This window comes from Citrobacter sp. Ce104 (assembly GCF_030334595.1).
Lineage (GTDB): Bacteria > Pseudomonadota > Gammaproteobacteria > Enterobacterales > Enterobacteriaceae > Citrobacter > Citrobacter europaeus.
Genome location: NZ_JAOWDP010000054.1, coordinates 1 through 25151 on the forward strand (window position 1 = coordinate 1; position 25151 = coordinate 25151).

Below are 25151 nucleotides of genomic sequence, written 5' to 3' on the forward strand. Positions count from 1 at the left end.
ATAGCTCGCGCAGCGACGATTTTCCCGCCGGGAGCCTGGGATGCAAGGGAGGCGGCGGTGAGCCTCCCTTGCACGTTCACAGGTATAGCGATATCAGAGAAGCAATGCACATAAGGTGAACGGAAACTAATTCAGGGTAAAACGTTCTCCATACATGCTTAACCGAACGGTATTGCGCACACAGCGAGCCTGAGGACAAAGGCAGATTATTCTGCCTGTAAACGCGATGGCGGAGCTGAGTGATAATGCGCATCAGCCTCGGCAAAACGTTGCTGCATAGCCGTTGATGGCGCTTTACCCAGCAGGCTGAAGACCACAATACCGATGCTGCCGAAAACAAAGCCCGGGATGATTTCATACAGACCCAACCAGGCAAACTGCTTCCAGACGATTACCGTCACCGCACCAATGATCATCCCCGCCAGCGCGCCGTTGCGGGTCATACGCGACCACATTACGGAGAACAGGACTACCGGACCAAACGCCGCGCCGAAGCCGGCCCAGGCATAGCTTACCAGACCAAGTACGCGGTTCTCCGGATTCGCCGCCAGCGCGATGGACACCAACGCCACGACCAGCACCATGATGCGGCCAATCCATACCAGCTCTTTCTGGCTGGCATTTTTACGCAGGAACGCTTTGTACAAATCTTCGGTGATTGCGCTGGAGCACACCAGCAACTGGCAGCTCAGAGTCGACATAACCGCAGCGAGGATCGCAGACAGCAGAATACCGGCAATCCATGGGTTAAACAGTATTTGCGCCAGTTCAATAAATACACGCTCAGCGTTCTGGTTAACGGCACCGGCAAGCTGTGGGTTGTTGTTAAAGTAAGCAATACCAAAGAAGCCTACGGCCACGGCACCTGCCAGACACAGGATCATCCAGGTCATGCTGATACGGCGAGCATGAACGATGCTATGGTGGGAATCTGCCGCCATAAAGCGCGCCAGAATATGCGGCTGGCCAAAGTAACCCAGACCCCAGCCCATCAGGGAAATGATGGCAACAAAATTCAGCCCTTTGAACATGTCCACGTTCTCAATGCTCTTTTGTTTAATCACTTCCAGCGAATCTTCAAATCCACCTACCCCAATAATGACCATTACCGGCGTCAGGATGAGAGCAAAGATCATCAGGCTGGCCTGGACGGTATCTGTCCAGCTTACCGCCAGGAAACCACCAATAAAGGTATAAATGATCGTCGCGGCCGCGCCCGCCCACAGCGCTGTTTCGTAGCTCATGCCAAAGGTGCTTTCAAACAGACGCGCCCCTGCCACAATCCCTGAAGCACAATAGATGGTGAAAAACAGCAGAATAACCAACGCGGAGATAATACGCAGAATTCGGCTTTTATCTTCAAAGCGACCGGTAAAGTAATCCGGTAACGTCAGCGCATTGTTATTGTATTCGGTATGTACGCGTAAACGTCCGGCCACCAACTTCCAGTTGATCCATGCGCCCAAAATAAGGCCGATGGCGATCCAGCTTTCTGAAATGCCCGACAGGAAAATCGCGCCAGGCAAACCCATCAGCAACCAGCCGCTCATGTCAGATGCCCCGGCGGATAACGCGGTCACGAATGGACCCAGACTGCGTCCACCAAGAATGTAATCGTCAAAGTTTTTGGTTGAACGCCATGCAATAAACCCTATCAATATCATGCCGAAAATATAGACACAGAATGTCACTAACATCGGTGTGCTAATAGCCATCAAAACTCTCCAAAATTATGTATCAGCAATGCCGTGGCTTGCCGTTTTATTACCCTGCCGGAACGTGGCAAAGATATCTATGTTTACCAGGGCGACCGTATCCTGCCGGAAGCGATGGTTATTCTCAATCGATTTAACACATCATTTACATCAAATTTGATCCAGAGTAGATAGCATTTTTCTGTAGGTTGCACTCTCTCACACTTTTTACGGTTGCACCTTTTAAAAGTGTTAACTACCGCAGAGAAAAAGATTCGGCAATTATTACAGCCTCTTTCATAACGCTCATATTTATTAACATTTCATTCATTTCCAAGCTTGCAAACCAAGTCACATTTAACACGGTTGCACAAAGTTGCAACATGGTAGATATTTCTCGGTAACTATCAGCCCCGTATTTAAGTACAACAGGAGTAAACGGCATGGGAACCACCACGATGGGGGTTAAGCTGGATGACGCCACTCGCGAGCGTATTAAAACAGCAGCATCACGAATCGATCGCACGCCACATTGGCTGATCAAACAAGCCATCTTTAATTATCTCGAAAGACTGGAAAATGACGACGCGCTTCCTGAGCTGCCAGCCCTGCTGGCGGGTGCCGCGAATGAGGGTGAGGAGTCAACCACGCCGCAGAATGACGCGCATCAGCCTTTCCTGGAATTTGCCGAACAGATCCTGCCGCAGTCAGTTTCGCGCGCGGCAATTACCGCCGCGTACCGCCGCGCCGAAACCGACGCGGTGCCGATGCTGATGGAGCAGGCACGTCTGCCGCAACCCATCGCCGAGCAAGCGCATAAACTGGCGTACGATCTGGCCGACAAACTGCGTAACCAGAAGACCGCCAGCGGCCGCGCCGGGATGGTACAAGGTTTATTGCAGGAATTCTCCCTTTCTTCACAGGAAGGCGTCGCGCTGATGTGTCTGGCGGAAGCCCTGCTGCGTATTCCCGATAAGGCAACCCGCGATGCGTTAATCCGCGACAAAATTAGCAACGGCAACTGGCAGTCGCACATTGGACGCAGCCCCTCCCTGTTCGTCAACGCGGCGACCTGGGGGCTGTTGTTTACCGGTCGTCTGGTTTCTACGCATAACGAAGCCAGCCTCTCACGCTCACTCAACCGTATTATCGGCAAGAGCGGTGAACCACTGGTGCGTAAAGGCGTCGACATGGCAATGCGCCTGATGGGCGAGCAGTTCGTCACCGGAGAGACTATCGCCGAAGCGCTGGCTAACGCGCGTAAACTGGAAGAAAAAGGTTTCCGCTACTCTTACGACATGCTGGGCGAAGCGGCTCTGACCGCCGCCGATGCCCAGGCTTATATGGTTTCGTACCAGCAGGCGATCCACGCCATTGGTAAAGCCTCTAATGGCCGCGGTATCTATGAAGGGCCTGGCATTTCTATCAAGCTGTCGGCGCTGCATCCGCGTTACAGTCGTGCGCAGTACGATCGCGTAATGGATGAACTCTATCCTCGTCTGAAGTCGCTTACACTGCTGGCGCGCCAGTACGACATCGGCATCAACATTGACGCCGAAGAGGCCGACCGACTGGAGATCTCCCTCGATCTGCTGGAAAAATTGTGCTTTGAACCTGAACTGGCGGGCTGGAACGGTATCGGCTTTGTTATCCAGGCTTATCAGAAGCGCTGCCCGTATGTTATCGACTACCTGATTGACCTCGCCACGCGCAGCCGCCGTCGCCTGATGATCCGTCTGGTTAAGGGCGCCTACTGGGACAGCGAAATCAAACGTGCGCAAATGGACGGTCTGGAAGGCTATCCGGTCTACACCCGTAAGGTGTACACCGATGTTTCCTATCTGGCCTGTGCGAAAAAACTGCTTGCGGTACCGAATCTGATCTACCCTCAGTTCGCCACCCACAACGCCCATACGCTGGCGGCAATTTATCAGTTAGCCGGTCAGAACTACTATCCGGGTCAGTACGAGTTCCAGTGCCTGCACGGCATGGGCGAACCGCTGTATGAGCAGGTCACCGGCAAAGTTGCCGATGGCAAGCTGAACCGTCCATGCCGCATTTATGCACCGGTCGGCACGCACGAAACGCTGCTGGCATACCTGGTGCGTCGTCTGCTGGAAAACGGCGCCAACACCTCGTTCGTCAACCGCATTGCAGACACTACCCTGCCGCTGGATGAACTGGTGGCCGATCCGGTCGAAGCCGTTGAAAAACTGGCGCAGCAGGAAGGCCAGGCCGGGCTGCCGCATCCGAAAATTGCCCTGCCGCGTGACCTGTATGGTAAAGGTCGCGAAAACTCAGGCGGGCTGGATTTAGCGAACGAACATCGTCTGGCCTCGCTGTCTTCTGCCCTGCTCAACAGCGCGCTGCAAAAATGGCACGCTAAACCGATGCTCGAACATCCGGTTGCTGACGGTGAAATGACGCCAGTGGTTAACCCGGCTGAGCCGAAAGACATTGTCGGTTACGTGCGAGAAGCAACTCACAGCGAAGTGGAACAGGCGTTGCAGAACGCGGTAAATAACGCGCCGATCTGGTTCGCCACCCCACCACAAGAGCGCGCCGCTATTTTGCATCGCGCCGCCGTTGTGATGGAAGGTCAGATGCAGCAGTTGATTGGCATCCTGGTGCGCGAAGCGGGTAAAACCTTCAGCAACGCCATTGCGGAAGTGCGCGAAGCGGTCGACTTCCTGCACTATTATGCTGGTCAGGTCCGCGATGACTTCGATAATGAAACCCATCGTCCGTTAGGGCCGGTGGTCTGTATCAGCCCATGGAACTTCCCGCTGGCTATTTTCACCGGGCAGATTGCCGCCGCGTTGGCGGCAGGTAATAGCGTGCTGGCAAAACCTGCGGAACAAACCCCGCTGATTGCCGCCCAGGGTATCGCTATTTTACTCGAAGCGGGTGTACCGCCGGGCGTAGTGCAACTGCTGCCAGGTCAGGGTGAAACCGTCGGGTCACAGCTCACTTCCGATGAGCGCGTACGCGGCGTCATGTTTACCGGCTCAACGGAAGTCGCCACGCTGTTGCAACGCAATATCGCGACCCGCCTTGATGCGCAGGGGCGTCCAATCCCGCTTATCGCCGAAACCGGTGGGATGAACGCCATGATTGTCGACTCTTCCGCATTGACGGAACAGGTCGTGGTCGACGTTCTGGCTTCTGCTTTTGACAGCGCCGGGCAGCGCTGTTCCGCACTACGCGTCCTGTGTCTGCAGGATGATATAGCCGATCATACGCTGAAAATGCTGCGCGGTGCGATGGCGGAATGCCGTATGGGCAACCCGGGTCGCCTGACCACCGATATTGGGCCGGTTATCGATGAAGAAGCCAAAGCCAATATTGAGCGCCATATTCAGGCCATGCGCGCCAAAGGACGCCCGGTGTTCCAGGCCGCGCGCGAAAACAGCGACGATGCGCGTGAATGGCAAACCGGTACCTTTATCGCGCCGACGCTTATCGAGCTGGAAAGCTTCGACGAATTACAAAAAGAGGTGTTCGGTCCGGTACTGCACGTTGTGCGTTACACCCGTAACAATCTGGGCAACCTGATTGAACAAATCAATGCCTCCGGCTACGGCCTGACGCTGGGCGTACACACCCGAATCGATGAAACCATCGCCCAGGTTACAGGCTCGGCACACGTGGGGAACCTGTATGTTAACCGCAATATGGTTGGCGCCGTCGTCGGGGTGCAGCCATTCGGTGGCGAAGGCTTGTCAGGAACCGGACCAAAAGCGGGTGGACCGCTGTATCTGTACCGCCTGCTGGCAAACCGTCCGGAAAATGCGTTAGGCATTACGCTTGCCCGTCAGGATGCGGACTATCCGGTCGATGCGCAGCTTAAGGCTGCACTTGTTCAGCCGCTGGAAGCGCTCAGCGAATGGGCAACCGACCGTCCATCGCTGCGTGCTCTCTGCCAGCAGTTTGGCGAACTGGCGCAGGCCGGAACCCAACGTCTGCTGCCAGGGCCAACCGGTGAACGCAATACCTGGACACTGTTGCCGCGCGAACGCGTGCTGTGTATCGCTGATGATGAACAGGACGCGCTGGTACAGCTTGCGGCGGTGGTTTCCGTAGGGAGCTTAATCCTGTGGCCAGATGATGCGTTCCATCGTGACCTGGCAAAACGTTTGCCAGCCGCGGTTTCCGGGCGCATTCAGTTTGCCAAAGCGGACAACATCACTACCCAGCCGTTTGATGCGGTTATTTTCCACGGCGATTCCGATCAGCTTCGCGCACTGTGCGAAGCAGTGGCGGCCCGCGAAGGGGCGATCGTGTCGGTCCAGGGCTTTGCCCGCGGCGAAAGCAATATTCTGCTGGAACGGCTGTACATTGAGCGCTCCCTGAGTGTCAATACCGCCGCGGCTGGGGGTAACGCCAGCCTGATGACAATCGGCTAAGGTTATGGTTAATTAAGGCTCCGGTAACGGGGCCTTTTTTATGAAGCCAGAGGGAAGCATGAAACGAATCGTACTGACATGTGCAGCGCTGCTGCTGAGCGGCCAGGCGCTGGCGGATGACTGCGCCAACGCGAACACGCAGATTGAGATGAACACCTGTGCAGCAGAGCAATATAAGGCGGCCGACGCTAAACTTAATGAAACGTATCAGAATGCGCTGAAGCGCGCCGCCCCAACCCAGCGAGATTTACTGAAAAAAGCGCAAACCTCATGGATAACCCTGCGCGATGCAGACTGCGCGTTAATCAGTTCTGGCACCGAAGGCGGTAGCGCCCAGGCGATGATATCCAGCCAGTGCCTGACCGATAAAACCAACGAGCGCGAAGCGTTTCTCGCCTCACTGTTACAGTGTGAAGAGGGTGATTTAAGCTGCCCGTTGCCGCCAGCCAGTTAACGTACGCGGATCCCTTCAATAATCATCCGCTGTACGTTCTCCACCGTTTGGTTAAAAAAGGCTTCATCACGTAGCGTTGCGCCCGTCACCGCCTCTACCTGCGGGGCAAAGTCGGCGTAGTGTTGGGTTGAAGCCCAAATCATAAAAATCAGATGATGCGGATCGACCGGAGCCAGTTTTCCGCTTTTTATCCAACCGGCAATCAGCGCGGATTTCTCGTCAATCAGCGTTTTAAGATCCCCCTCCAGTTCAGCCATCAATAAAGGCGCCCCAGCCAGCATCTCCATACAAAACAGCCGTGAGGCCTGCGGGTAATCGCGCGATACTTCCAGCTTAAGGCGAATGTATTCTTTAATGGCCACCAGCGGCGCAAAGTCTTCGCGAAAAGCCTTCAACGGAGCCAGCCAGATGTCGAGGATTTGCCGTAAAACAGCGATATAAAGCACCTCTTTTGACGGGTAGTAATAAAGCAGATTGGTTTTTGATACGCCCGCCTGCTCAGCAACCTGTTCAAGACGCGTGCCGTGGATCCCATATTGGGAGAAGATATTTAATGCCGCGGTTAATATGGCCTGGCGTTTTGCACTGACGGCCTGCGAGCGCTTACCTGTTTTTTTCTCTGCGCGTTGGACCATGCGCCCTCTCCTTCTTGTGAGGGCGTCAGCATACCAAATCACGCGGTGAATGGTTAAATTAAAGCGACTCCGGCGGCGCCTCTTGCGGCTGCGCTTTTTTCTTTTTGAACTTCAGTTCACTGACCAGCACACCAACAATAATGAATGCCGCGCCAAGCAAGGCAAGTAAAGGTAAGCGTTCACCCGCCAGACGACCAAAAATCCCGGCCCACACCGGCTCACCGGTATAAATAACCGTCGCTCGCGTCGGCGAAACGCTGCGCTGCGCCCAGTTCATGGTGACCTGAATAATCGCGCTGAAAATTCCGAGCCCCAGCGCCACAACCAGCAATCCGGTAGACATTGGCGGTACGGTCTCTTTGGCCGGGCCCATCGCAATAAACGCCACTATCGAAGCGGTCGCCAGTTGCACTACCGTTACCCGACGTACATCCACTTTTCCCGCCCACGCGCTAATCAGGATAATTTCAGCCGCAATCGCCACCGCGCCAGCAAGTGTTATCCACTCGCCTTCACCTAAAGCCAGCAAATTACCTCCCGGTCCGGCGAGAAAAATCAACCCGATAAAGGCCAGCACAATGCCGACACACGGCATCAGTCCGGGCATACGTCCCAGACACAGCCATTGTAAAAGCGGTACCAACGGCACGTACATCGCGGTAATAAAAGCCGACTTGCTACTGGGAATAAACTGTAGCCCCCAGGTTTGCAAACTATAGCCCAGCGCAATTGCGATACCGATCGCAACGCCTGCTTTAACTTCCAGCCACGTCAGCTTATGCAATGTGCGGAAAGACAAAAGCGCGACCGCCAGCGCGGCGGTGGCAAAACGGACACCAACAAAGAAAAAAGGCCCGCTCAGGGTAACGGCATATTGCACCGCCAGAAACGTGCCACCCCAGAACATGGTGATCACAATGAGGATCGCTTCCTGAGGTTTAACAGAGAAGGAATAACGAGATAGTAATGACATGAGACACCCGAGTAACTGAATGTCATTAGTCTGCGTTGCGTTTTGTTACAGTTCAACCTTGCAGACAAAAAAACCGCCGGAACAAACCGGCGGCGGTAGGTGGCTACGTAACGTCTGGCTCTGACCTTCAGCCGTCACGACATATCTGACAGATAGCCCGACAATTACGATTTGTTATTGCCGTGGCTATTTTTGCCCCCTTTTTTACCTGCCTCTGAAGCGCGTTGCGGGTCATTCTTAAAGTTGCCCCCGCTGTGCTGGCCACCTTTTCGACCTGCTTCTGATGCTCTTTCGCGGTCTTCCGCAAAATTACCGGAACCGCCCCGATGGTTTGCCATTACTGACCTCCGTCATTGATTAGACATCATATTGCATAGGTACTGAGGAGTGATACCTCACGCAGCGTTATGGGCTATGCCCTGAAAATAACTGCGTGGGATTAAGCATAGTGAAGCGTGGCCTGGGCGGCCGCTAACTGTAATATCCTGCAACAGGATTGATGATGTTCAAGAAATAGTCACACTAAGAAATCAATAAGTCTTTCTTATGACTACCGAATTTTACCCGGTTAAATATGTATCATTTTGCAACAAGAGGAGTTGTTATAAAAATTGTTATAAATCAAAGAAGTGATTGTGAAATTTGCACTCCTGACAGTACGTCATATCTTTAAAGGTAGGTAGCGAGTCGCTACGGACACGGTTAACTCGAGGAGTAGTGTAAAATGGCAAAAGTTCTGGTGCTTTATTATTCCATGTACGGACACATTGAAACTATGGCCCATGCAGTCGCAGAAGGCGCAAATAAGGTAGATGGCGCGGAAGTGATTATTAAGCGCGTACCAGAGACCATGCAGCCTGAGATTTTCCTTAAGGCTGGTGGCAAAACGCAAAACGCACCAGTCGCAACCCCGCAAGAACTGGCTGATTACGACGCTATTATTTTTGGTACCCCTACGCGCTTTGGCAATATGTCCGGTCAGATGCGCACCTTCCTCGACCAGACAGGCGGGCTGTGGGCTTCCGGCGCGCTGTACGGCAAGCTCGCCAGCGTATTCAGCTCAACGGGGACCGGCGGCGGTCAGGAACAAACCATTACCTCAACCTGGACGACGCTTGCCCACCATGGGATGGTGATTGTGCCTATCGGCTACGCAGCGCAAGAGCTGTTTGATGTCTCTCAAGTTCGCGGCGGTACACCTTACGGCGCAACCACTATCGCCGGAGGCGACGGCTCTCGCCAGCCAAGTCAGGAAGAGTTATCTATCGCCCGCTATCAGGGTGAATATGTCGCTGGTCTGGCAGTAAAACTCAACGGCTAATCTTCAACAGGAGGATTCGAATGCCAACTCAAGAAGCGAAAGCCCATCGCGTCGGCGAATGGGCAAGTCTGCGCAATACATCGCCGGAAATAGCCGAAGCCATTTTTGAAGTCGCGCATTATGACGAGAAGCTGGCGGAAAAAATTTGGGAAGAAGGTAGCGACGAGGTACTCATCAAAGCCTTTGAGAAAACAGACAAAGATTCGCTCTTTTGGGGTGAACAGACTATCGAACGTAAAAACGTTTAGCGCTCAGACTCCCCCGCGAACACGGGGGAGTTTTTCTTTTACTTAGCCGCCTCATTCAGCACGCTGTCGAACTTATCTATCGGGCAAAAACCATCCGCATCTATCGGACACCCTTTCAGCTCCAGCGTTACGCGCTGCGCCGGGGATTTCAGCGTCAGAACGTCTGCATTACGCAACTGCTGCGAGCTCTGATACACGTACTCGATTTTCATCAGATCACGATTTGCGTTGCTGTCATGCCAGCGCTGGAAGACAATCTTTCCGCCAATCGGCGTACGCTCGTTCTGGTCATGAAGCTGGTAGGGTTTGAAATCCAGCGCGGTGAGCAGCGATGCGATGTTGGAGTCATGCCCCACCAGCACCGTTATTTTCGGCGCTTTCGCGCGTTCAGTAACCAGCGCATTATCAATATATTTCACCAGCGGTTTAGCAACGTTCTGCGCCACTTCCGGGGAGGTGAACAGGCTGTCCTGATAGCCGTTTTTCAGCTTCGACAGAACCTTCCACTGCTGATCGGATTTAATCTCCCCCCAGGCAACCTGGTCCATCGGGAAGCCTTCGTAATATTGCAGCGTGAAGGCATCAACCAGAGAGTTCCCTACCTTCAGCGGCCCCGAAACCCCAGGCTCTTGTTGGTATTTCGCGCTAAATGTATCTTTGGCATCGGTCAGGGAACACTGCTGTTTTTCTTTGCAGGACGGTGAGTCTTTGTAGTCAGTCATTTGCTCCAGCAACTGATAGCTGTCGTTGAGCTGCATTTTGCTGCGCTCTTTCTCCATTGCCTGCACGGCCTGCTGGCTGAAAGCGGCGGAATCATCAGTGATCACTGGGTTAAATGTGGGATCCATGGTGCCCATTTTGTCCTGATGATGGACCGGAACATCGCACCCCGGGAAAGCACCGGTGACAAAAAACTGCGCCGTAGCAACCGTACGCTGCAGGCTGTTAGCATAGGTATAAACCGTATCCGGTGCCGGACATTCGCCCGATTTCACCATCCCCTGTTCTGCCAGCCACTCTCGCATGTAGTGGCCCATATAGATTTCCAGCACACCGCCTTTGGTGGTGAGTTGTCCTCCGGGGACATCCCATTCTGGCCATTGTTTTGGGGTCGACTGCTCAAGGACGCTGCCATTGTTGGCTAAAGGTGCGCGTAAGTTATGCCGACTCATCATCAATACTTGCATAAGCTGATAGCCTTCCGGCGCGGTCTGCGCCTGCGCGGCGGCTGACAATAATACAGCGCCTGCCACGGCTGTGGCGATTAACGATTTATTCATCCCTACGACCTCTTGTTGTTATCAATCACAACAGAGTGTGACAGAAATATGACATATTTCCGGGAACGCTTTCGCAAAACGAACCATCTACCGTGTCGTTTTCACACCGAACTCGCTTTCGAGTTTGCGAATGCCAAGCGGAGTGAAGGTGACGCGTCGGCTATTGAGTTCCGTTTTTATCCAACGCTGGTCAGTCATCCAGCGTAGCAGCGATGCGCCAAGCTCGCCGCCGGGATGGTAACGTCGTTCGCTCCAGTCCAGACAACCGCAGGTTAGCTTCCGCCGGGATGAACCCGTCGCGAGGACAATCCCCATCTGGGCCAGCTTTTCCTGCCCAAGCGGCGTTAGCGTTTCACCATCCGGCGTTAACCACTGACGGGAAACCAGCGTGTCGAACAGCCTCACCGCCACCTCCCCGGCGAGATGATCGTAGCAGGTTCGTGCATGCCGTAAGCCTGGCGGCGTCGTGATTTTGCGGGGCGTTGATGTCGCCCACGCCACCCCCATCAAACGCTCCAGCAGTTCAGCAATATCGGAACCTGCAAGGCGAAAATAACGATGCCTGCCCTGCGCAAGCGCCACAACAAAGCGTTGTTCGCACAGACGCGCCAGATGCGCGCTGGCAGTCGACGCTGATACATCCGCCACAGCGCTAAGTTCGGTTGCGGTCCAGGCGCGGCCATCCATCAAGGCGCACAGCATACGCGAGCGCGATTTATCGGCCATAGCAGCCGCAGTGAGCGCCATTCGCGACTCCAGAGCGCCCTCTTCTTCACTTAACATCTCTGATGCCATAGCGACCTCTTTGCCCCTGAATGCCTGAAGTAACGATGCCATGATAGCGCCCTAAAGTCACCGCACCGGTCACGCCGCACGCAACATCATCTCCATACCCAACCCAACCAGACAAAACAGAAAACAGCGTTTAAACACAACAGGAGAAATAACCCGTCGCACACGGGTTCCTAACCACTGACCAATCAGCGCAGGAACAATGGCCAACGCCGATAAGCTTAGCGACTGTACGGGCAGCGCATTGTGCCACCACAAACCAAGCGCCAATGCCAGGGTCGAAAACGTAAAAGAGATCCCGAGCGCCTGTACCAGTTCATCTTTCTCAAACCCCAATGACTGGATCCAGGGTACGGCGGGCATTACAAACACGCCGGTTCCGCCAGTCAATAAGCCGGTCACAAATCCAATGACGAGGGAAAACGATTTTTCATGCTGCGGAGCCACCGCGATTTTCTTTCCAGCCAGCGTCCAGATAGCGTAAGCCACCAACGCCACGCCGAGCGCAAACTGGGTACGGGTGGTGTCGCCACCGGTAATCCACGCGCTGGCAAGCAGTGTCGCTACCACCACCGTCAACAGCATTGGCCATAGTCGTCTGAGTAATTGACGCGTATTTCCGCCACCGCCAAACTGAAAAAGATTGCTAATCAGTGAAGGCAACAGCAGCATGGCTGCCGCGGCAACCGGCGAAATAAGCGACCCCAGGATCCCCATAGCCACGGTGGGCAATCCCATACCCGTAACGCCTTTCACCATCCCGGCGAGGACAAACGTGGCGGTAATCATCATCACCAGAGCGGATTCATACGCGTATACATTGGCCATTCTTTATTTTCCCACAAAAAAAGATAAGCCAGGTTAAACGCTAATATGAATACTTGCTTCGTCGGGTAACGAAATATGCCATCCGATTAATCGGAGATAATCACTTCGCTGCGAATATTACGTGCAGAATATAAAGTTCCGTCTGTCAGGTACAATTGATGAAAGCGTGTATTATCTGGAATGTTGTGCAGAAGGGAACGTTCAGTATCAATGAACTCCCGTTGTATCCGATAATGAACCGCATCGTCAGTTTCAAAGGAAACGTATTCCCGTTTGGTATACGGTTTACTTTTTAATTTCACATATACAATGTACTGCACCGTACTGAATGTCAGTCCGGTTTTTGCTGCAATCTCTTTCAGATTTAATGGTTCAGAAGACGTATAGAGAGTTTGTACTTGCTCAATACGTTTTTGATTGTAGGCGGATACCCGCAGGCTGAGTTTCAGTCGATACGCCATATTGCGCACAACCGTAATATTGGTGCGAAGCATCAGTGCAATCTGCTCCGTCGTAAGAACACCTGCATTTTCATGCAGGACGGCCAGACTTTCTTTATTCCACCGGAATGCCATATAGCGTTTCTCTCTGTATCGCGTTCATCGGGCGGCCATGCGCGCAAACGTCGCATCTAACTCAGATGATTTCCGCATCCCCTGGTGTAATTCCAGCACGCGACCTTCCCTGTCAATCAACACAGAGGTTGGCGTACCGATAACCTGATATCGCTCCTGGGAAATCTTAAGCTGATCGCGAAGTACCGGGTAAGAAACCTGATGTTTCGCCAGTAAGCCATCTATTTTAACCGTCGCCGGATCGGTATTCACTGCCACCACCACAACCTTATCACCCCACTTTTTACTTAGCGCTTCCAGCGCGTCCATTTCGGCAAGACAGCCACCGCAACTCGCCGACCAAAAGTTTAGATAAACAGCCTTTCCACGCCAGCGTTCAAGCCCGGCCTCTCCGCCCTGCAAGTCGAATGTTGCCAGCGCCGGGGCTTGCTGTCCAACCGCCAACTTCTCTTCCTTACATCCACTAATCAGAACCAAAGTGGCGAGAGTTAATATGTTAATCCAGCGCATTTTGATTAGCCTCCTCACCCAAATATTTGCCATGTTGCAGACGGATAATACGATCGGCAAACAACCCAAGCGCCGGGTTATGTGTCACCATCACAATCGTACGCCCCTGACGATGCAGATCTGTGAGTAGATCGAGCACCCGCTGTTCATTCTCTTCATCAAGGTTACCCGTGGGTTCATCGGCAAAAATTACCGGCGGTTCATTGACCAGAGCGCGGGCAATGCACACCCGTTGCTGTTCCCCTCCGGAAAGTTGACTCGGCAGGTGCGTTACCCGGTGTCCAAGCCCCACCTGTTCCAGAACCTTTCTGGCAGCAGCTTCATCCACAACGCTGTGGTAGTGCTGTGCCAACATGATATTCTCCAGCGCGGTTAAAAACGGGATCAGATGAAACTGCTGGAACACCAGCCCTATTTTTTCTGCGCGAAAACGGCGGCGCCCCTCTTCATCCAGTGCGGCAGCATCTATCCCATCTAAAAATACCTGACCTTCTGTTGCAGTATCCAGGCAAGTCAGAATATTCATCAGTGTCGTTTTCCCTGAACCTGAGGCGCCCATAATAGCGACAAACTCGCCCTGCACTATTTGCAGGTTGATATTATCTAAGGCGGTAACATCGCCGAACCGTTTATATAAATGGCGGGTTTCTATTGCCATTGACGGGGTCTGCATAACGGACATGGCGTTACTCTCCTTTCAACACTTTTGCGGGTTCGACGCTGACCGCACGACGGACCGGGACAATCGCCGCCAGAATGGCGACCAGTAAAGATAATGTCAGGGTGACCGGCAGCACTGGCCAGCGTAGTGAAATAGCGGCATTAAATACGGTCAGCCCAAGCAATTGGGCTAACACGTATCCTAATATCCACCCACAAACCACTGCTGCCAGCACGATAATGCAGGTTTCCAGAAGGATTTGCCGGACAATATCGCCGTTGCTGGCTCCCAACGCTTTTTGCAGCGCAAACTCCCGGGCTCGCTCACCAACAATGGCCATCAACGTGGTATTCACACACAAAGATGACAGTGCAAGGATCACGACCGAAACCAGCCCCATTAAGCCTTTTATCTTATCCAGCACCTGTCCTTCTGAAGCAGAGACTTTCCGGATTGGGCGTATTTCCAGGTCCGGGTATTGAACCTGTAAACGGCTGGCAAAGTTTTCCACCTGGCCGACATCATTACTGACACTCATGAGTCCATGGCTGATTTTATCGGGCTGATGCAGCCACGCCTGCGCCACATCAAGACTCACAATCAACATGTTATCTGTCGCATCACCGGCTTCAACAATGCCTTTAATCTGTAAGTTTTTACGCTGATTGTGATCCACCAGAATAATGCTATCGCCCGGCTGGACATTAAGGCGCTCTGCCAGTTTGACGCCTATCATCGCATTGCGATCGTCGAAACTGACACCAATCCAACTCCCTTGAACCTGCCAGTACGGCACCAGCTTTTGTAAGGATTCAAACCACACGCCGACAATCACCACCTTTTCCAGCTCGGTGCGCGCCATACCGTATAGCCATGGGCTGGCTCCATGAACCAGGCCTTGTGGCGCCTGATCTAAAATGGTCTGCTGCTCTTGCTGCGGCATACTGGAGCCATGGCTTGGCCCGATATAGAAATTTGCGCCAAAAGTTCGTAATTCCTCACTCATTTTGGTATTGATGTCGAACCACACCGCTGACAGCGCGGTCACAATGGTCGCCCCCACCATCAATGCGGCAAATACCACGCTAACCCGCTGAAAGCGCAGACGCAGCGCCCGCCATACCAGTAACCAGAGCATTGTCCGTTTAGCGGCCATACAGCACCTCCACAGGATACAAGCGGGCAATACGCCGAGCCGGGAACCAGGTGCCAATCAGGGCAATCAGGACCGCAATCACCAGTACACATGGCACCACAATCCAGGCAAAATTCAGTGGTGCAGCAAATAGCATCAAGCCAATCGCTTTCGCCATTCCCCAACCAGCTATACATCCCAATGCTCCTCCGGCCAGTCCACTGGAAGCGGCTTCAAGATAGAACAGCAGCATGATTTGCCATTGATGCGCGCCAAGCGCCTTCATCAGGCCGATCTCTTTAGCGCGTTCCATAATGGTGCTGGTCATCAGGGACGCAATTCCCATCGCCGAAGCCGCCAGTGCTGCGACGGTCACGACCGCCATCAGCAACTGAATTTTATCGATAACGACCCCTTCGGATGCAGCAACCTGCCACACTGGACGGACTTCTGCACCAGAAATAGCCTCCTCCAGTTGATGTGCAATGGACGAGACATAGGCCGTGCAGTACCAAAGGTCGTATTCTTCAGCATTCAATGCGTCAAGATTTTCACGCGCCCGACGCGACAGCTCATTTTCCGGTACCGTCAGCGCCGAGACACGAATAGCCTGCACTTTACCGGGTAAACCAAGCAGCGCTTGCGCCGTGCGCAACGGCATAACCAGTTGGTTATCCTCATCCCCGCCGCTAGAGAGGATTCCGCTGACGGTCACGTTCAACGCTGTTTTACTGGTACGAATTACCAGTTGATCGCCTGGCTTCCAGCCCGTTTGTCGTGCCAACGCATGGCCAACCAATGTTTGAGGGACATCACCAACAGGCTCCTGTGGCCATTGACCAGTAACCTGCCAGAACGGGCTTACCATTTTCTGCCCCGTTTCAAACCCTTCTTCATCTGGAATATCCACCGGCTGACTGAAGAAGGTGCCAAGAATACGTATTTTTTTGCCGTCGATGTCGATATCACCGCCGAGCATAGGAGCAAAGCCGACAATGTTGTTACGCCAGAAAATATCCTTGATGTTTGGTAGTTCCACTTCATCCAGGAAATCCTGTTCTGAGAGTGGATTACTGTTTTCACTGAAAAGCGCAGGCAGTGCCGCCTGCCCGGCTGGTTCAATCAAAATATTGGCACCATAAGACTTCAGCTCTCTGGACATTTTATCGCCAATATCAATCGACACCGCCAGCAGTGCGGAGATCAGGCTGGAAGCAAGAAAGACGGTTACAATAGCCAGCCCCTTGCGCCGGAGATTGCGCCCCCAGGATTGTCGTAACATTCGCCACAACATTGTTACTCCTCCCTCAATTCGGCAGAAACGAACTGTTCCGGTGTTTTACGGAAGCGGTCGTAATTTGCCTCAGATGAGAAGAACCAGGTTTTGCCGCCATAGCTGTATTTGTAGTCAGCAGAGGTATTTGTCAACGTGGAGCCGTCAACCGGGTCGGTCACCTTGATGGTCATTACCGTCGAGAAATAATTCACGCCAGCAGCCAGTTCTTTACCCGGGATCACCAGCTCTTTCTCATCATTACGCCAGTTTTCAATCGGCACCGGATTGCAACCACCAGGTTTACCAATCGAAGGAATGAAAATGTGTACCCCGCAGGCCACGCAAATAACCTGATTCCCTTCCATCACGTAGCCCTGATCGCCACACAGCAAACAGGCATCAAAAACCACACCCAAACGCAACTTGTCGGGATAACGGTTAATCACGAAAAAACGTACAGCTTTACCATCATCTGCTACCCAGACAAAGCGGTGCAATTTGCCATCACGGAGTTGTTCTATTGGCAGATGAACCATGCCATCACTGGCAAGTTGTACCGGAATTGCCTCTGACAATTGCAGAGGCTGAGAGGCGACTTTTTCCCACCAAAGCTGTCCGGCGATCACGACCCCCGCACACCCTAGCGTCACCAGCCAAAGACGAAACGCATTTCGACGATGCGCCAACGCCAGTCGATGTGCTATCGGCTCATCGGCTTCACGCGTCTGTCGGATAGCGCGAAGCAGCGCCGGTATCCAACACAGCGCCAGAACAAGTAACAGAGCGGCCCCCAACCAGTTATACATCGCCGCGTTGTTTGTCACTTTGGCCACGAAGCTCAATAGCGATTTCGCCAGCGGCAGTACCTGCAGTTTCATTAATAACAGCAACAGATTGCCGCTTAAGGGCAGCCAAATCATTACCATCAGAATCAGGGTTAACGGCCAGTAAAGTCCACGAATCCGACGCAATAGCATGGCGCAAAGCACTCCCGCCAGGCAGAGAATCGCAAATGCCAATAGCATTGCCGTCAAATTCAACAGCAGATCGGTATTGAGTACATGGGTGCTGGTTAATCCGCCGAGATTAGGATCCAGTGCCCAGTGTCGGGCAGCGCCAAACACCAGAATCCCCTGCCACAGGTAGCGAATGCGGTTTGATACCCACCAGAAGCTCAACACAAACAACAGCGTAATCATCACTTCTGTACCGACCAGCAGTAATTGCACTGGCTGCGAACCACGGAGGGTGAGCCCCACCAACACACCAACGATTAAGCCTGTGAGTAAGGTCCAGACAAGTGGGCGCAAAGAAGGGGGATCGTTGCGACTCCAGAGAACCCCGGAGAGCAACGCAACGCAGAAAAAAACCTGTAGTGTCGTGACAAAAAAATAACTCATAACATCGACTCTGTACGGCGGATTGAATGATGTAACTATCCAGATATATCGATAATTTAGAGCCTGCCCATCAGAGGGAATAGTTTGCAGTCAGGTTGGATGTGGGCAGCGCAAAACAAATCATAGGTACACCTCGTACATAGGATTGGGAGCACTGCCCGGCCCAACATGGCAAATAAAGCAGCCTGATGGGAAAAGCGCTTAGTTCAGGCCGACGTATTTAAATTCATAGCTCACATCAAATGGTTTCCACCAGCGGCCAACGCCTGTTTCACTGTCTGTATGACGATGCATTCCCGCTTTTGACGGCGGCTCGATGTGGTAGGTCACTTTATAGTTACCCACCCCCATCATCTTGATGTTAGCGCCGTAATGAGGGCCATCGCTGGCGACCATCGGCATGAAAGTACCTTCTTGTTTTTCACCTGTATCACTGTTAATTAAGGTGTAACTGATGGTCAGATAAGGGATCCACTCGCCTGCGCCAAAACCATTTTTACTGCCTTCTACTGCATGAATATCCGCCTCAAGGTGAATATCGGCTTTTGCTGCCGGTAACCCCATGCCGCGCGGTTCCATATCGATTGGCTGCAGATACACAGCGGCCAGTTCCATCTCATTCATGGTGACAGGCTCGCCCGCCGGATACTCCTTAAAGGCAAACGCGGCCGGAGCAGTGAAAATACCCGCCATCACTGCACTGGCAATCAGGGTTTTCTTCATGGTCATCAGACATATCCTCTCGTCTTAAATAACAGCTATAGATTATTTTTTATCGTTTCCCCTGGAACAGAGCTTTTCCGCCGCATCACCCACAGCGCCACCAGCGCCGCAAGCAGTAATACAATCTGCGGTAATAACGTTTCCACGTAGGGATAAATTCCCAACCAGCTGATTTCAGGCATGCCGTTAATCAACGTTGGCTGGAACAGTTTGCCTTCCACCAGTTCCAGAACCCCTTTGCCCGCAAATACAAAAGCCATCAGGTACATAAAACTGCCGGTAAACATAAAGAATGGCTTCAACGGCAGACGTACGACCGAGTAGCGCATGAGGAGCCAGGCGGCCAGCAGGACAACACAGCCGATAGCAAAACCTGCTGCAATCGCCATATGGCCAGAAATATCATTCGCGTCCCCGACCAGGGCATAGTAAAACAGCACCGTTTCCGCCCCTTCACGGTAAACAGCCAGGAAGCTTGTCAGCCAGAGTCCAACCAGTGAACCGCGGGAAAGTGAGTGAGACAGCTTTCCTTCCAGCCAGGCTTTCCAATGGCGTGCCTCGACTTTTGACAGTAACCAGTAGCTCATAAAGAACAGCATAACGACGGCAATCAGCATCGTTACGCCTTCCAGCAATTCACGACTGGCACCGGAATTAGTGAACAGGAGCTGGAATATCGCAGCGGTAATGACGCTTGCGATTAGCGCGACAACCACCGACTGGCGAATCAGCGGCAACTTATCCTGGTGATTGTTTTTCACCATATAAGCTACGATGGCCGCCACGATAAGCAGTGCCTCCAGACCTTCGCGGACAATGATCATCAGGCTATAGAGCAGCAGACTCCACTGGGTCTCTTCTCCTTCCCCCAACATCGCCACCGCTTTTTGTAAGTCCTGCTCCAGCGCGCTGGCTTCGGCGTTGAGTCTTTCCACTGGCTGACCAGCTTTCATCAGACTAACCAGACGCGTAAAGTAAGCCTCCAGCGAGGTCTTAAACGCCGAATCGCGAGAGCCAATCTTGTTTTCCATACCGCTGGCTTCAAAGCGGTCAAAATAACTATCTTGAACATCCAGAATGGCATTCTTCGCATCGCCCTGCTGATAGCGGGCAATCGCGTCCTGAATACTTTGATGGATACCTAAAGACACGGCAGTCCAGTCTGCGCGAGCTTTGTCATCCTCAGCCACTGGAGCACTTCCCGTATTTTGTTCCGCTGTAACCTGCTGTTCGTCACGGGTAGTGGGCAGGCCTGGCAGAAGATCCTCAATATCCTGTACCAAAGTAGTGACCTGATATGAAACATCATTCAGGCGATCCGGCTGCGCGGTGAGCGCAATCAGCGCAGAAAATTGCTGATTGATCGCAGCTGCGTCTTTTGCCGATCGATTCTGTCTGACCGACATTTCCATCTCTGAGTTTTTGAAACCCTGATAGTGCGCTTGCTGGACGTTCTGGCTGGCTACGCTTAAATTCCCAGCCTGATAGTTATTTACCGCCTGGGCCAACAAATCGTCGATAATGCGAAAACTCTCTTGCCAGTGTACGGCGATATCCGTTCTGGAAAACGCATTGTGCTGCTCTTCGGCAACCAGACGATGCCCGCCATCTAACACGGGTTCAACTTCACGCAACGAAGCTTTAAGCCAGTCAATTTTGGCCTGCACGTCTGAGAAAGATTTTTTTTCGCCAATCATGCGTCGGATCTCACCAAAAGCGCTTTCCATCTCATAACTTTTGCTGGCGGAAATGTTGATTCGAATAGGACCTTCAAGGTTTTCAAATACCTCAAAGTAGGCCATTTGCACCGTGCGTCGCGCCTCATCTGTTTGCTGTTGAGAGTAAAGTTCTGCCGTTTTATCAAGACGTTGCTCAATATCCTCAATAAACGGCGCATAGTTTGTAGCAGCCCATACGTGAAGGCTTACAAACAAGCTACAGAAAGTGGTCAGCAGGAAAAAACTGAACTTACGCACGGCACGCATCCCGTAAAATACAAATGATAATTATTATCATTACCGATTTTTGATTGTGCTGTACATGACCTGGATCATAAAAATGTCAACAGGTGACAAGTTATGTAAATTTATTTCATGAAAATGTGATGAATACAGAATTGAGACAGTCTGGATTTATTGATGCAGACGTTAAGACAGGAGTGTTTATAGACTCTAAGGAATAGAACTCGCCCAATACTCGCTGACGCAAATCAAGTCGACAGCGAGCATGAGGACAAATATTATTTAATACAAAAAATAATTAGGGCGCTATTATATCAGGATCACGAGTAATCCGTTGCAGAAAACGGCCATAGCCCTGCTCGCCTGTCCAGTAGTTGATACTGTTCTCTACCCCCATCGATGTCAGAGTTGCACCAGAAATACCATCTACCGTATATTCATCGATATTTCCCGGTTTTTCCTGAGTTATTCTCAGCACTGGCTTCCCGTTATTATCAACCACTTTTTTACCCGGCCACTGCTTACGCCAGCTCTCATCTTCCACTCTGGCACCCAAAAATGGAGTTTCCCGCTGTTGGTAGTAATACAGGTTTTTAACCGTACGTCCGTCTGGGTCAAGGGCCAGAAAGGCATGCATCATCGACTTCGCGCCCTTACCGAAAATGGGTAGTATAATTTGTTGAATTTTATTGTTTTTATTCTTGACCAGATAAACATCTGCAATTGCACAGCGCTGATAAATCTTCGCGGGATCATGTTCCGGAGCGAGCTTTTTACATTCCTGCGTCACGGCATCGTCTGCCACCCATTCACCAGAATCCAGATTTACCTTACGCGACAAAATATAACGTTGAAATAAATTTTTTATTGTTTTTTCATCCTGCACGTCTGATTTCAGCAGACCCGCGGCATGCAGAATAGCAGCATGTTTCTCTTCACTGGTTGGTTCAGTTAGTTCCCCCTGATACATCATAAAAAAGGCAATAGCAGCAATAAAAATAAGGACACAAAACACCATCATTGATGCAACAATAATTTTACCCTTGCCCATTATTCTATAATCCCTGTAAGAAATAAGATATTTAAAACACCATCAGATATGCCATTACCTTTGTAGATTTGCAACTACAGAAAAAATCAAAAATATATAGCCATTAGTATATGGCTTAGGGATTTAATATCAGAACAACCTGTTTTTATTACCTTTTTATCGTAAGAAAATGCCGGGTTCCCCCGGCATAAATATCAGAACGTTGTTGCCCACCACAGCCGAAGTTTCATGCCCCAGTAGCTGGTCCAGCCGCTGGTTGTTGATACCACCCGGCCCTGGGACATCACCACCAACGTGGGCGTAACGCTGATCGCCCAACTACGGGAGATTGCCCCGTTAGCATCATTGATGACCGGAAAGTCCACGCCTTTACGCGACAGCCAGTGCGAGACTTCCGCTTCACTCCCGGAGCGTAGCGCAATGGTCATCACGTTTTTCCCTTCCGAGCGCAGCCTGGCGACTTCCGGCGTCGTGAAGCGGCATACGCCGCACCAGCTCGCCCAGAAATAAAGCAGCACCGGCTCGTCTTTGCTGAGTGCCGCCAGCGTGACGGTTTCACCATCCAGCGTTTGTAAAGGCGTGCTGTCAAAAGAGGCAGGTAGCTGCGGCGCGCGCCAGGCATCCATCAGCAGCATCACCCCCGCTAACAGCGCCAGTAAGATCAGTCCTTCGCGCAGCCAGCGGCGCAATTTACTGAGCATTGGCCGCCGCCAGTTTTTCTTTTACCACTTCCTCAAGGGTTTCCCACGGCACCGCACCAGGAATAAGTTCATCACCAATAATCGTTGCGGGGGTTCCCTGCACTCCCACCAGTCGCGCCAGTTGCAGGTTAGTGCTCAGCGTTTCAGCACTTTGGGCGTCCAGCGTAACCGGACTGGCCCCCGATTTTTCCTGCGCCTGTTTAATACTGACGTCGGTATGATACCCCTTCTTCTGCATCAGTTTTTCATGTAGCGCCAGAAACTGCTGCGGATGCTGATGCCAGGTGGTCAGCACGGTCCGCGCCGCCAGTTCCGAACTTTCCCCTTTAAACGGCAGCGGTTTAATCACCACCGCCACATCAGGATATTTCTGCACTATTTTTTCCAGCATGGGATCTAACTGTTTACAGTATGGACAGTTGTAATCAGTGAAGTTTATCAGGGTCAGTTTCGCCTGCCTGGCGCCAATCCGCGGGCTATTGGGATCGTTAAACAGGGCTTCCTGAATTAATGCTTCAATTTGCTTTTCCTGTTCCGGGGTAAACGGTGCAGGCTCTTTCGCTACGCTGACGGCTGAAAACAGGGTTAACAGCAGAACAATCATCATCTTCATGGGGTGACTCCTTTGGCATCGTTCAACATTTGCAGTACCGCATCGCGGGTTAACAACGTGGGCAACGCCTGACCTTCCGGCAGACCGGGGCCATAAATTTGGTTATACGGCACAGCAACCTGGCCGCGTTTTTTCAGAAATTCGGTGATAGCTTCAGATGGCAGCGTCCAGTCGCCGCGTAACGCCACCACGTCCGGCTGTTGCAAAGCGGCCTGGACGTCATCTTTATGCAATACGTTGTATTTATTTACTTTACAGGTGATGCACCAGTCAGCAGTGACGTCAATGAATACACGCTTATGTTGCGCCAGCGCATTCTCAATCGCCTGCTCGCTGAGCGGTTGCCAGTTCACGCTTTCTTTCGCGCTACCTTGTCCACCAAGCCCTATATGTGGGAGCAGCAACGTCGCAAGCCAGATAGCCGACCCCAGCATCATCATGCCGAGAAGACGCCGCAAAATATTCATCCAGCGTCCTGGACGCGGCAAACGCAGCGCCAGACCGGGACGCAGAGCCACCAGCAGCCACGGCAAGCTCATCCCCAGCCCAAGGGCGAAAAACAGCCCCCACAATGTCGGCAGCGAAGCGGTCAATGCCACCGCCACCGCCGTGCCCAGAAACGGGGCGCTGCACGGCGTAGCAAGCAAAGTCGCAAATGCGCCTTGCCAGAAATGTCCCGACAAACCATTGCAGCCGTGAGTCGCCAGCGTGGTGGTCATCGCCGACGGCAGACGGAATTCGAACCACCCGAACAAGCTGGCGCTGAACGTCAGCATCACCAACACCATGACGCCAATAAACCACGGATTCTGAAACTGAATCCCCCAGCCAAGTGCCTGATTAGTTAAACGCAGCACCGTCATCAATAGCGCCAGGGCCATAAACGAGACCAGAATTCCGGCTACCGATGCGAGGAACTGACGGCGGATCTGGTGACGTTTTTTTTCCTCGACCAGCAAAATAGAGCCCAGCTTCATACCCAGAACCGGTAACACACAGGGCATCAGATTGAGGATTAAGCCGCCCAACAGCGCCATTAGCACCACCTGCCACAACGGGAGCGAGGCGTTTTCAATAACTGGGGCTTCGCCAATCACAAGACGACTTTCCTGGGCAACGCCGTTATCTGCCAGCACCAGCGTGACCGACTTCCCGCGTAAATCCGGCGCGCCTTCCCCCCAACCATCATGAACAGGTACCGTGGCGCGTAACGTCTCTCCTGCAACGTGAATTTGCGGCATGCCAAAATCCGCATCATCAACGGCGTCCAGATATAGCCCTGGTGCATTCCAGCCTCCCGCGCGATGAGCCTCGACGACCAATTCTCCGGCCCTTGCTCCGGCGTGCAGAGTATCGGTCAGACCGCTGGCAAGCGGGATCTGCCCCATCGCCTGAGCATAGTCATGCGCAAAAGTCGGATCCTGAGCTGTGGGCGTCACGGAAAAAGGAAAATCCGTCAACAGGCAAACGTTGCTACAGGTGGATAGCGTCAAAACGCCACTAAGCGTGGCCGGCGATCTACCGCGCACAACCATCGGGAACGTCACCTTATCGTGATAACCCTGGGTAGTGATATTGGCGACCTGAAAGCGCGCAGGGGTTGGCCAAAACCAGTCGACCGTTGGCATTTCGTCTTTCCAGGCGATAGCAGGCGCGACGCCGCCCTCGCCCGGCGAACGCCAGTAGGTTTTCCAGCCGTCCTCCAGTTTGACATCCAGTAACAGACGCGTTTCACCGCCTGTGGACGTATCTGCGCGTAGCCGCACGCTGGCGTGATCGTTATCGGGTGAACGTAGCCAGCCGGGTTGAACCGCCCAGGATACGGGCAGCCATAGCAATAACAGACAGAGCAGCGCCTGTCTGAAAACAGTCATCATAGTTTTTCTCCGTGAATAATTATTTAACAGTCAGCAA

23 protein-coding genes are annotated in these 25151 nt (G+C 52.6%); 4 read left to right on the forward strand and 19 right to left on the reverse strand.

Annotated elements, in window-relative coordinates:
- Positions 1-206 precede the first annotated feature (206 nt).
- On the reverse strand, positions 207-1715 hold the full coding sequence (putP, locus tag OGW16_RS05560) for a sodium/proline symporter PutP (protein ID WP_032936247.1): 1509 nt from the start codon (positions 1713-1715) through the stop codon (positions 207-209).
- Positions 1716-2137: 422 nt separating this feature from the next.
- On the opposite strand from putP, the gene putA reads away from it, so the two are divergent.
- On the forward strand, positions 2138-6100 hold the full coding sequence (gene putA / locus OGW16_RS05565; protein ID WP_286518055.1) for a trifunctional transcriptional regulator/proline dehydrogenase/L-glutamate gamma-semialdehyde dehydrogenase: 3963 nt from the start codon (positions 2138-2140) through the stop codon (positions 6098-6100).
- 58 nt (positions 6101-6158) lie between these two features.
- On the forward strand, positions 6159-6554 hold the full coding sequence (locus tag OGW16_RS05570) for a lysozyme inhibitor LprI family protein (protein WP_075144857.1): 396 nt from the start codon (positions 6159-6161) through the stop codon (positions 6552-6554).
- Here OGW16_RS05570 and rutR read toward each other — a convergent pair.
- The 3 genes from rutR to OGW16_RS05585 all read right to left on the reverse strand — a co-directional run bounded on the left by rutR (position 6551) and on the right by OGW16_RS05585 (position 8500).
- Complete coding sequence (gene rutR / locus OGW16_RS05575) at positions 6551-7189, reverse strand: HTH-type transcriptional regulator RutR (RefSeq protein WP_043015857.1); 639 nt, start codon at positions 7187-7189, stop codon at positions 6551-6553. The genes OGW16_RS05570 and rutR overlap by 4 nt on opposite strands.
- 58 nt (positions 7190-7247) lie before the next feature.
- On the reverse strand, positions 7248-8162 hold the full coding sequence (locus tag OGW16_RS05580; RefSeq protein ID WP_286518056.1) for a DMT family transporter: 915 nt from the start codon (positions 8160-8162) through the stop codon (positions 7248-7250).
- Positions 8163-8326: 164 nt separating this feature from the next.
- Positions 8327-8500: a con-10 family general stress protein gene (locus tag OGW16_RS05585; protein ID WP_003036022.1), complete on the reverse strand. Its 174-nt coding sequence runs from the start codon at positions 8498-8500 to the stop codon at positions 8327-8329.
- A gap of 386 nt (positions 8501-8886) precedes the next feature.
- On the opposite strand from OGW16_RS05585, the gene wrbA reads away from it, so the two are divergent.
- The gene (gene wrbA, locus OGW16_RS05590) at positions 8887-9483 is read left to right on the forward strand and encodes an NAD(P)H:quinone oxidoreductase (protein ID WP_003036019.1); all 597 of its coding nucleotides are present in this window, start codon (positions 8887-8889) and stop codon (positions 9481-9483) included.
- Positions 9484-9503: 20 nt separating this feature from the next.
- On the forward strand, positions 9504-9731 hold the full coding sequence (locus tag OGW16_RS05595; protein ID WP_003036015.1) for a YccJ family protein: 228 nt from the start codon (positions 9504-9506) through the stop codon (positions 9729-9731).
- 38 nt (positions 9732-9769) lie between these two features.
- On the opposite strand, the gene agp is transcribed toward OGW16_RS05595, so the two are convergent.
- The 15 genes from agp to OGW16_RS05670 form a co-directional block, all read right to left on the reverse strand.
- On the reverse strand, positions 9770-11011 hold the full coding sequence (gene agp, locus OGW16_RS05600; protein WP_043015855.1) for a bifunctional glucose-1-phosphatase/inositol phosphatase: 1242 nt from the start codon (positions 11009-11011) through the stop codon (positions 9770-9772).
- 87 nt (positions 11012-11098) lie between these two features.
- On the reverse strand, positions 11099-11806 hold the full coding sequence (locus tag OGW16_RS05605; RefSeq protein ID WP_047412189.1) for an ArsR/SmtB family transcription factor: 708 nt from the start codon (positions 11804-11806) through the stop codon (positions 11099-11101).
- A gap of 69 nt (positions 11807-11875) precedes the next feature.
- Complete coding sequence (locus OGW16_RS05610; protein ID WP_043015853.1) at positions 11876-12631, reverse strand: sulfite exporter TauE/SafE family protein; 756 nt, start codon at positions 12629-12631, stop codon at positions 11876-11878.
- Between the two features lie 86 nt (positions 12632-12717).
- Positions 12718-13206 (reverse strand): hypothetical protein, encoded by a 489-nt coding sequence (locus tag OGW16_RS05615; protein ID WP_043015852.1) that lies wholly within the window; start codon positions 13204-13206, stop codon positions 12718-12720.
- A 24-nt stretch (positions 13207-13230) separates the two neighbouring features.
- On the reverse strand, positions 13231-13716 hold the full coding sequence (locus OGW16_RS05620; protein ID WP_047412195.1) for a TlpA family protein disulfide reductase: 486 nt from the start codon (positions 13714-13716) through the stop codon (positions 13231-13233).
- On the reverse strand, positions 13703-14398 hold the full coding sequence (locus OGW16_RS05625; RefSeq protein WP_043015850.1) for an ABC transporter ATP-binding protein: 696 nt from the start codon (positions 14396-14398) through the stop codon (positions 13703-13705). Before OGW16_RS05625 ends, OGW16_RS05620 begins: the two co-directional genes overlap by 14 nt.
- Positions 14399-14402: 4 nt before the next feature.
- The gene (locus OGW16_RS05630; RefSeq protein WP_286518058.1) at positions 14403-15533 is read right to left on the reverse strand and encodes an ABC transporter permease; all 1131 of its coding nucleotides are present in this window, start codon (positions 15531-15533) and stop codon (positions 14403-14405) included.
- Positions 15523-16806 (reverse strand): ABC transporter permease, encoded by a 1284-nt coding sequence (locus tag OGW16_RS05635; RefSeq protein WP_087052685.1) that lies wholly within the window; start codon positions 16804-16806, stop codon positions 15523-15525. The genes OGW16_RS05630 and OGW16_RS05635 overlap by 11 nt, the downstream gene beginning before the upstream one ends.
- 2 nt (positions 16807-16808) lie before the next feature.
- On the reverse strand, positions 16809-18188 hold the full coding sequence (locus tag OGW16_RS05640; protein ID WP_286518060.1) for a Fe-S-containing protein: 1380 nt from the start codon (positions 18186-18188) through the stop codon (positions 16809-16811).
- 201 nt (positions 18189-18389) lie between these two features.
- Complete coding sequence (locus OGW16_RS05645) at positions 18390-18917, reverse strand: iron transporter (protein WP_003035987.1); 528 nt, start codon at positions 18915-18917, stop codon at positions 18390-18392.
- Between the two features lie 29 nt (positions 18918-18946).
- A complete protein-coding gene (locus tag OGW16_RS05650; RefSeq protein WP_259651662.1) occupies positions 18947-20896 on the reverse strand; it encodes an FTR1 family iron permease in 1950 nt (649 codons plus the stop codon).
- A gap of 274 nt (positions 20897-21170) precedes the next feature.
- The gene (nqrC, locus tag OGW16_RS05655) at positions 21171-21923 is read right to left on the reverse strand and encodes an NADH:ubiquinone reductase (Na(+)-transporting) subunit C (RefSeq protein WP_286518062.1); all 753 of its coding nucleotides are present in this window, start codon (positions 21921-21923) and stop codon (positions 21171-21173) included.
- Positions 21924-22117: 194 nt separating this feature from the next.
- Complete coding sequence (locus OGW16_RS05660) at positions 22118-22624, reverse strand: protein disulfide oxidoreductase (RefSeq protein WP_043015844.1); 507 nt, start codon at positions 22622-22624, stop codon at positions 22118-22120.
- A complete protein-coding gene (locus tag OGW16_RS05665) occupies positions 22614-23237 on the reverse strand; it encodes a DsbA family protein (protein ID WP_043015843.1) in 624 nt (207 codons plus the stop codon). The genes OGW16_RS05660 and OGW16_RS05665 overlap by 11 nt, the downstream gene beginning before the upstream one ends.
- The gene (locus OGW16_RS05670) at positions 23234-25114 is read right to left on the reverse strand and encodes a protein-disulfide reductase DsbD family protein (RefSeq protein ID WP_286518064.1); all 1881 of its coding nucleotides are present in this window, start codon (positions 25112-25114) and stop codon (positions 23234-23236) included. The genes OGW16_RS05665 and OGW16_RS05670 overlap by 4 nt, the downstream gene beginning before the upstream one ends.
- Positions 25115-25151 lie beyond the last annotated feature (37 nt).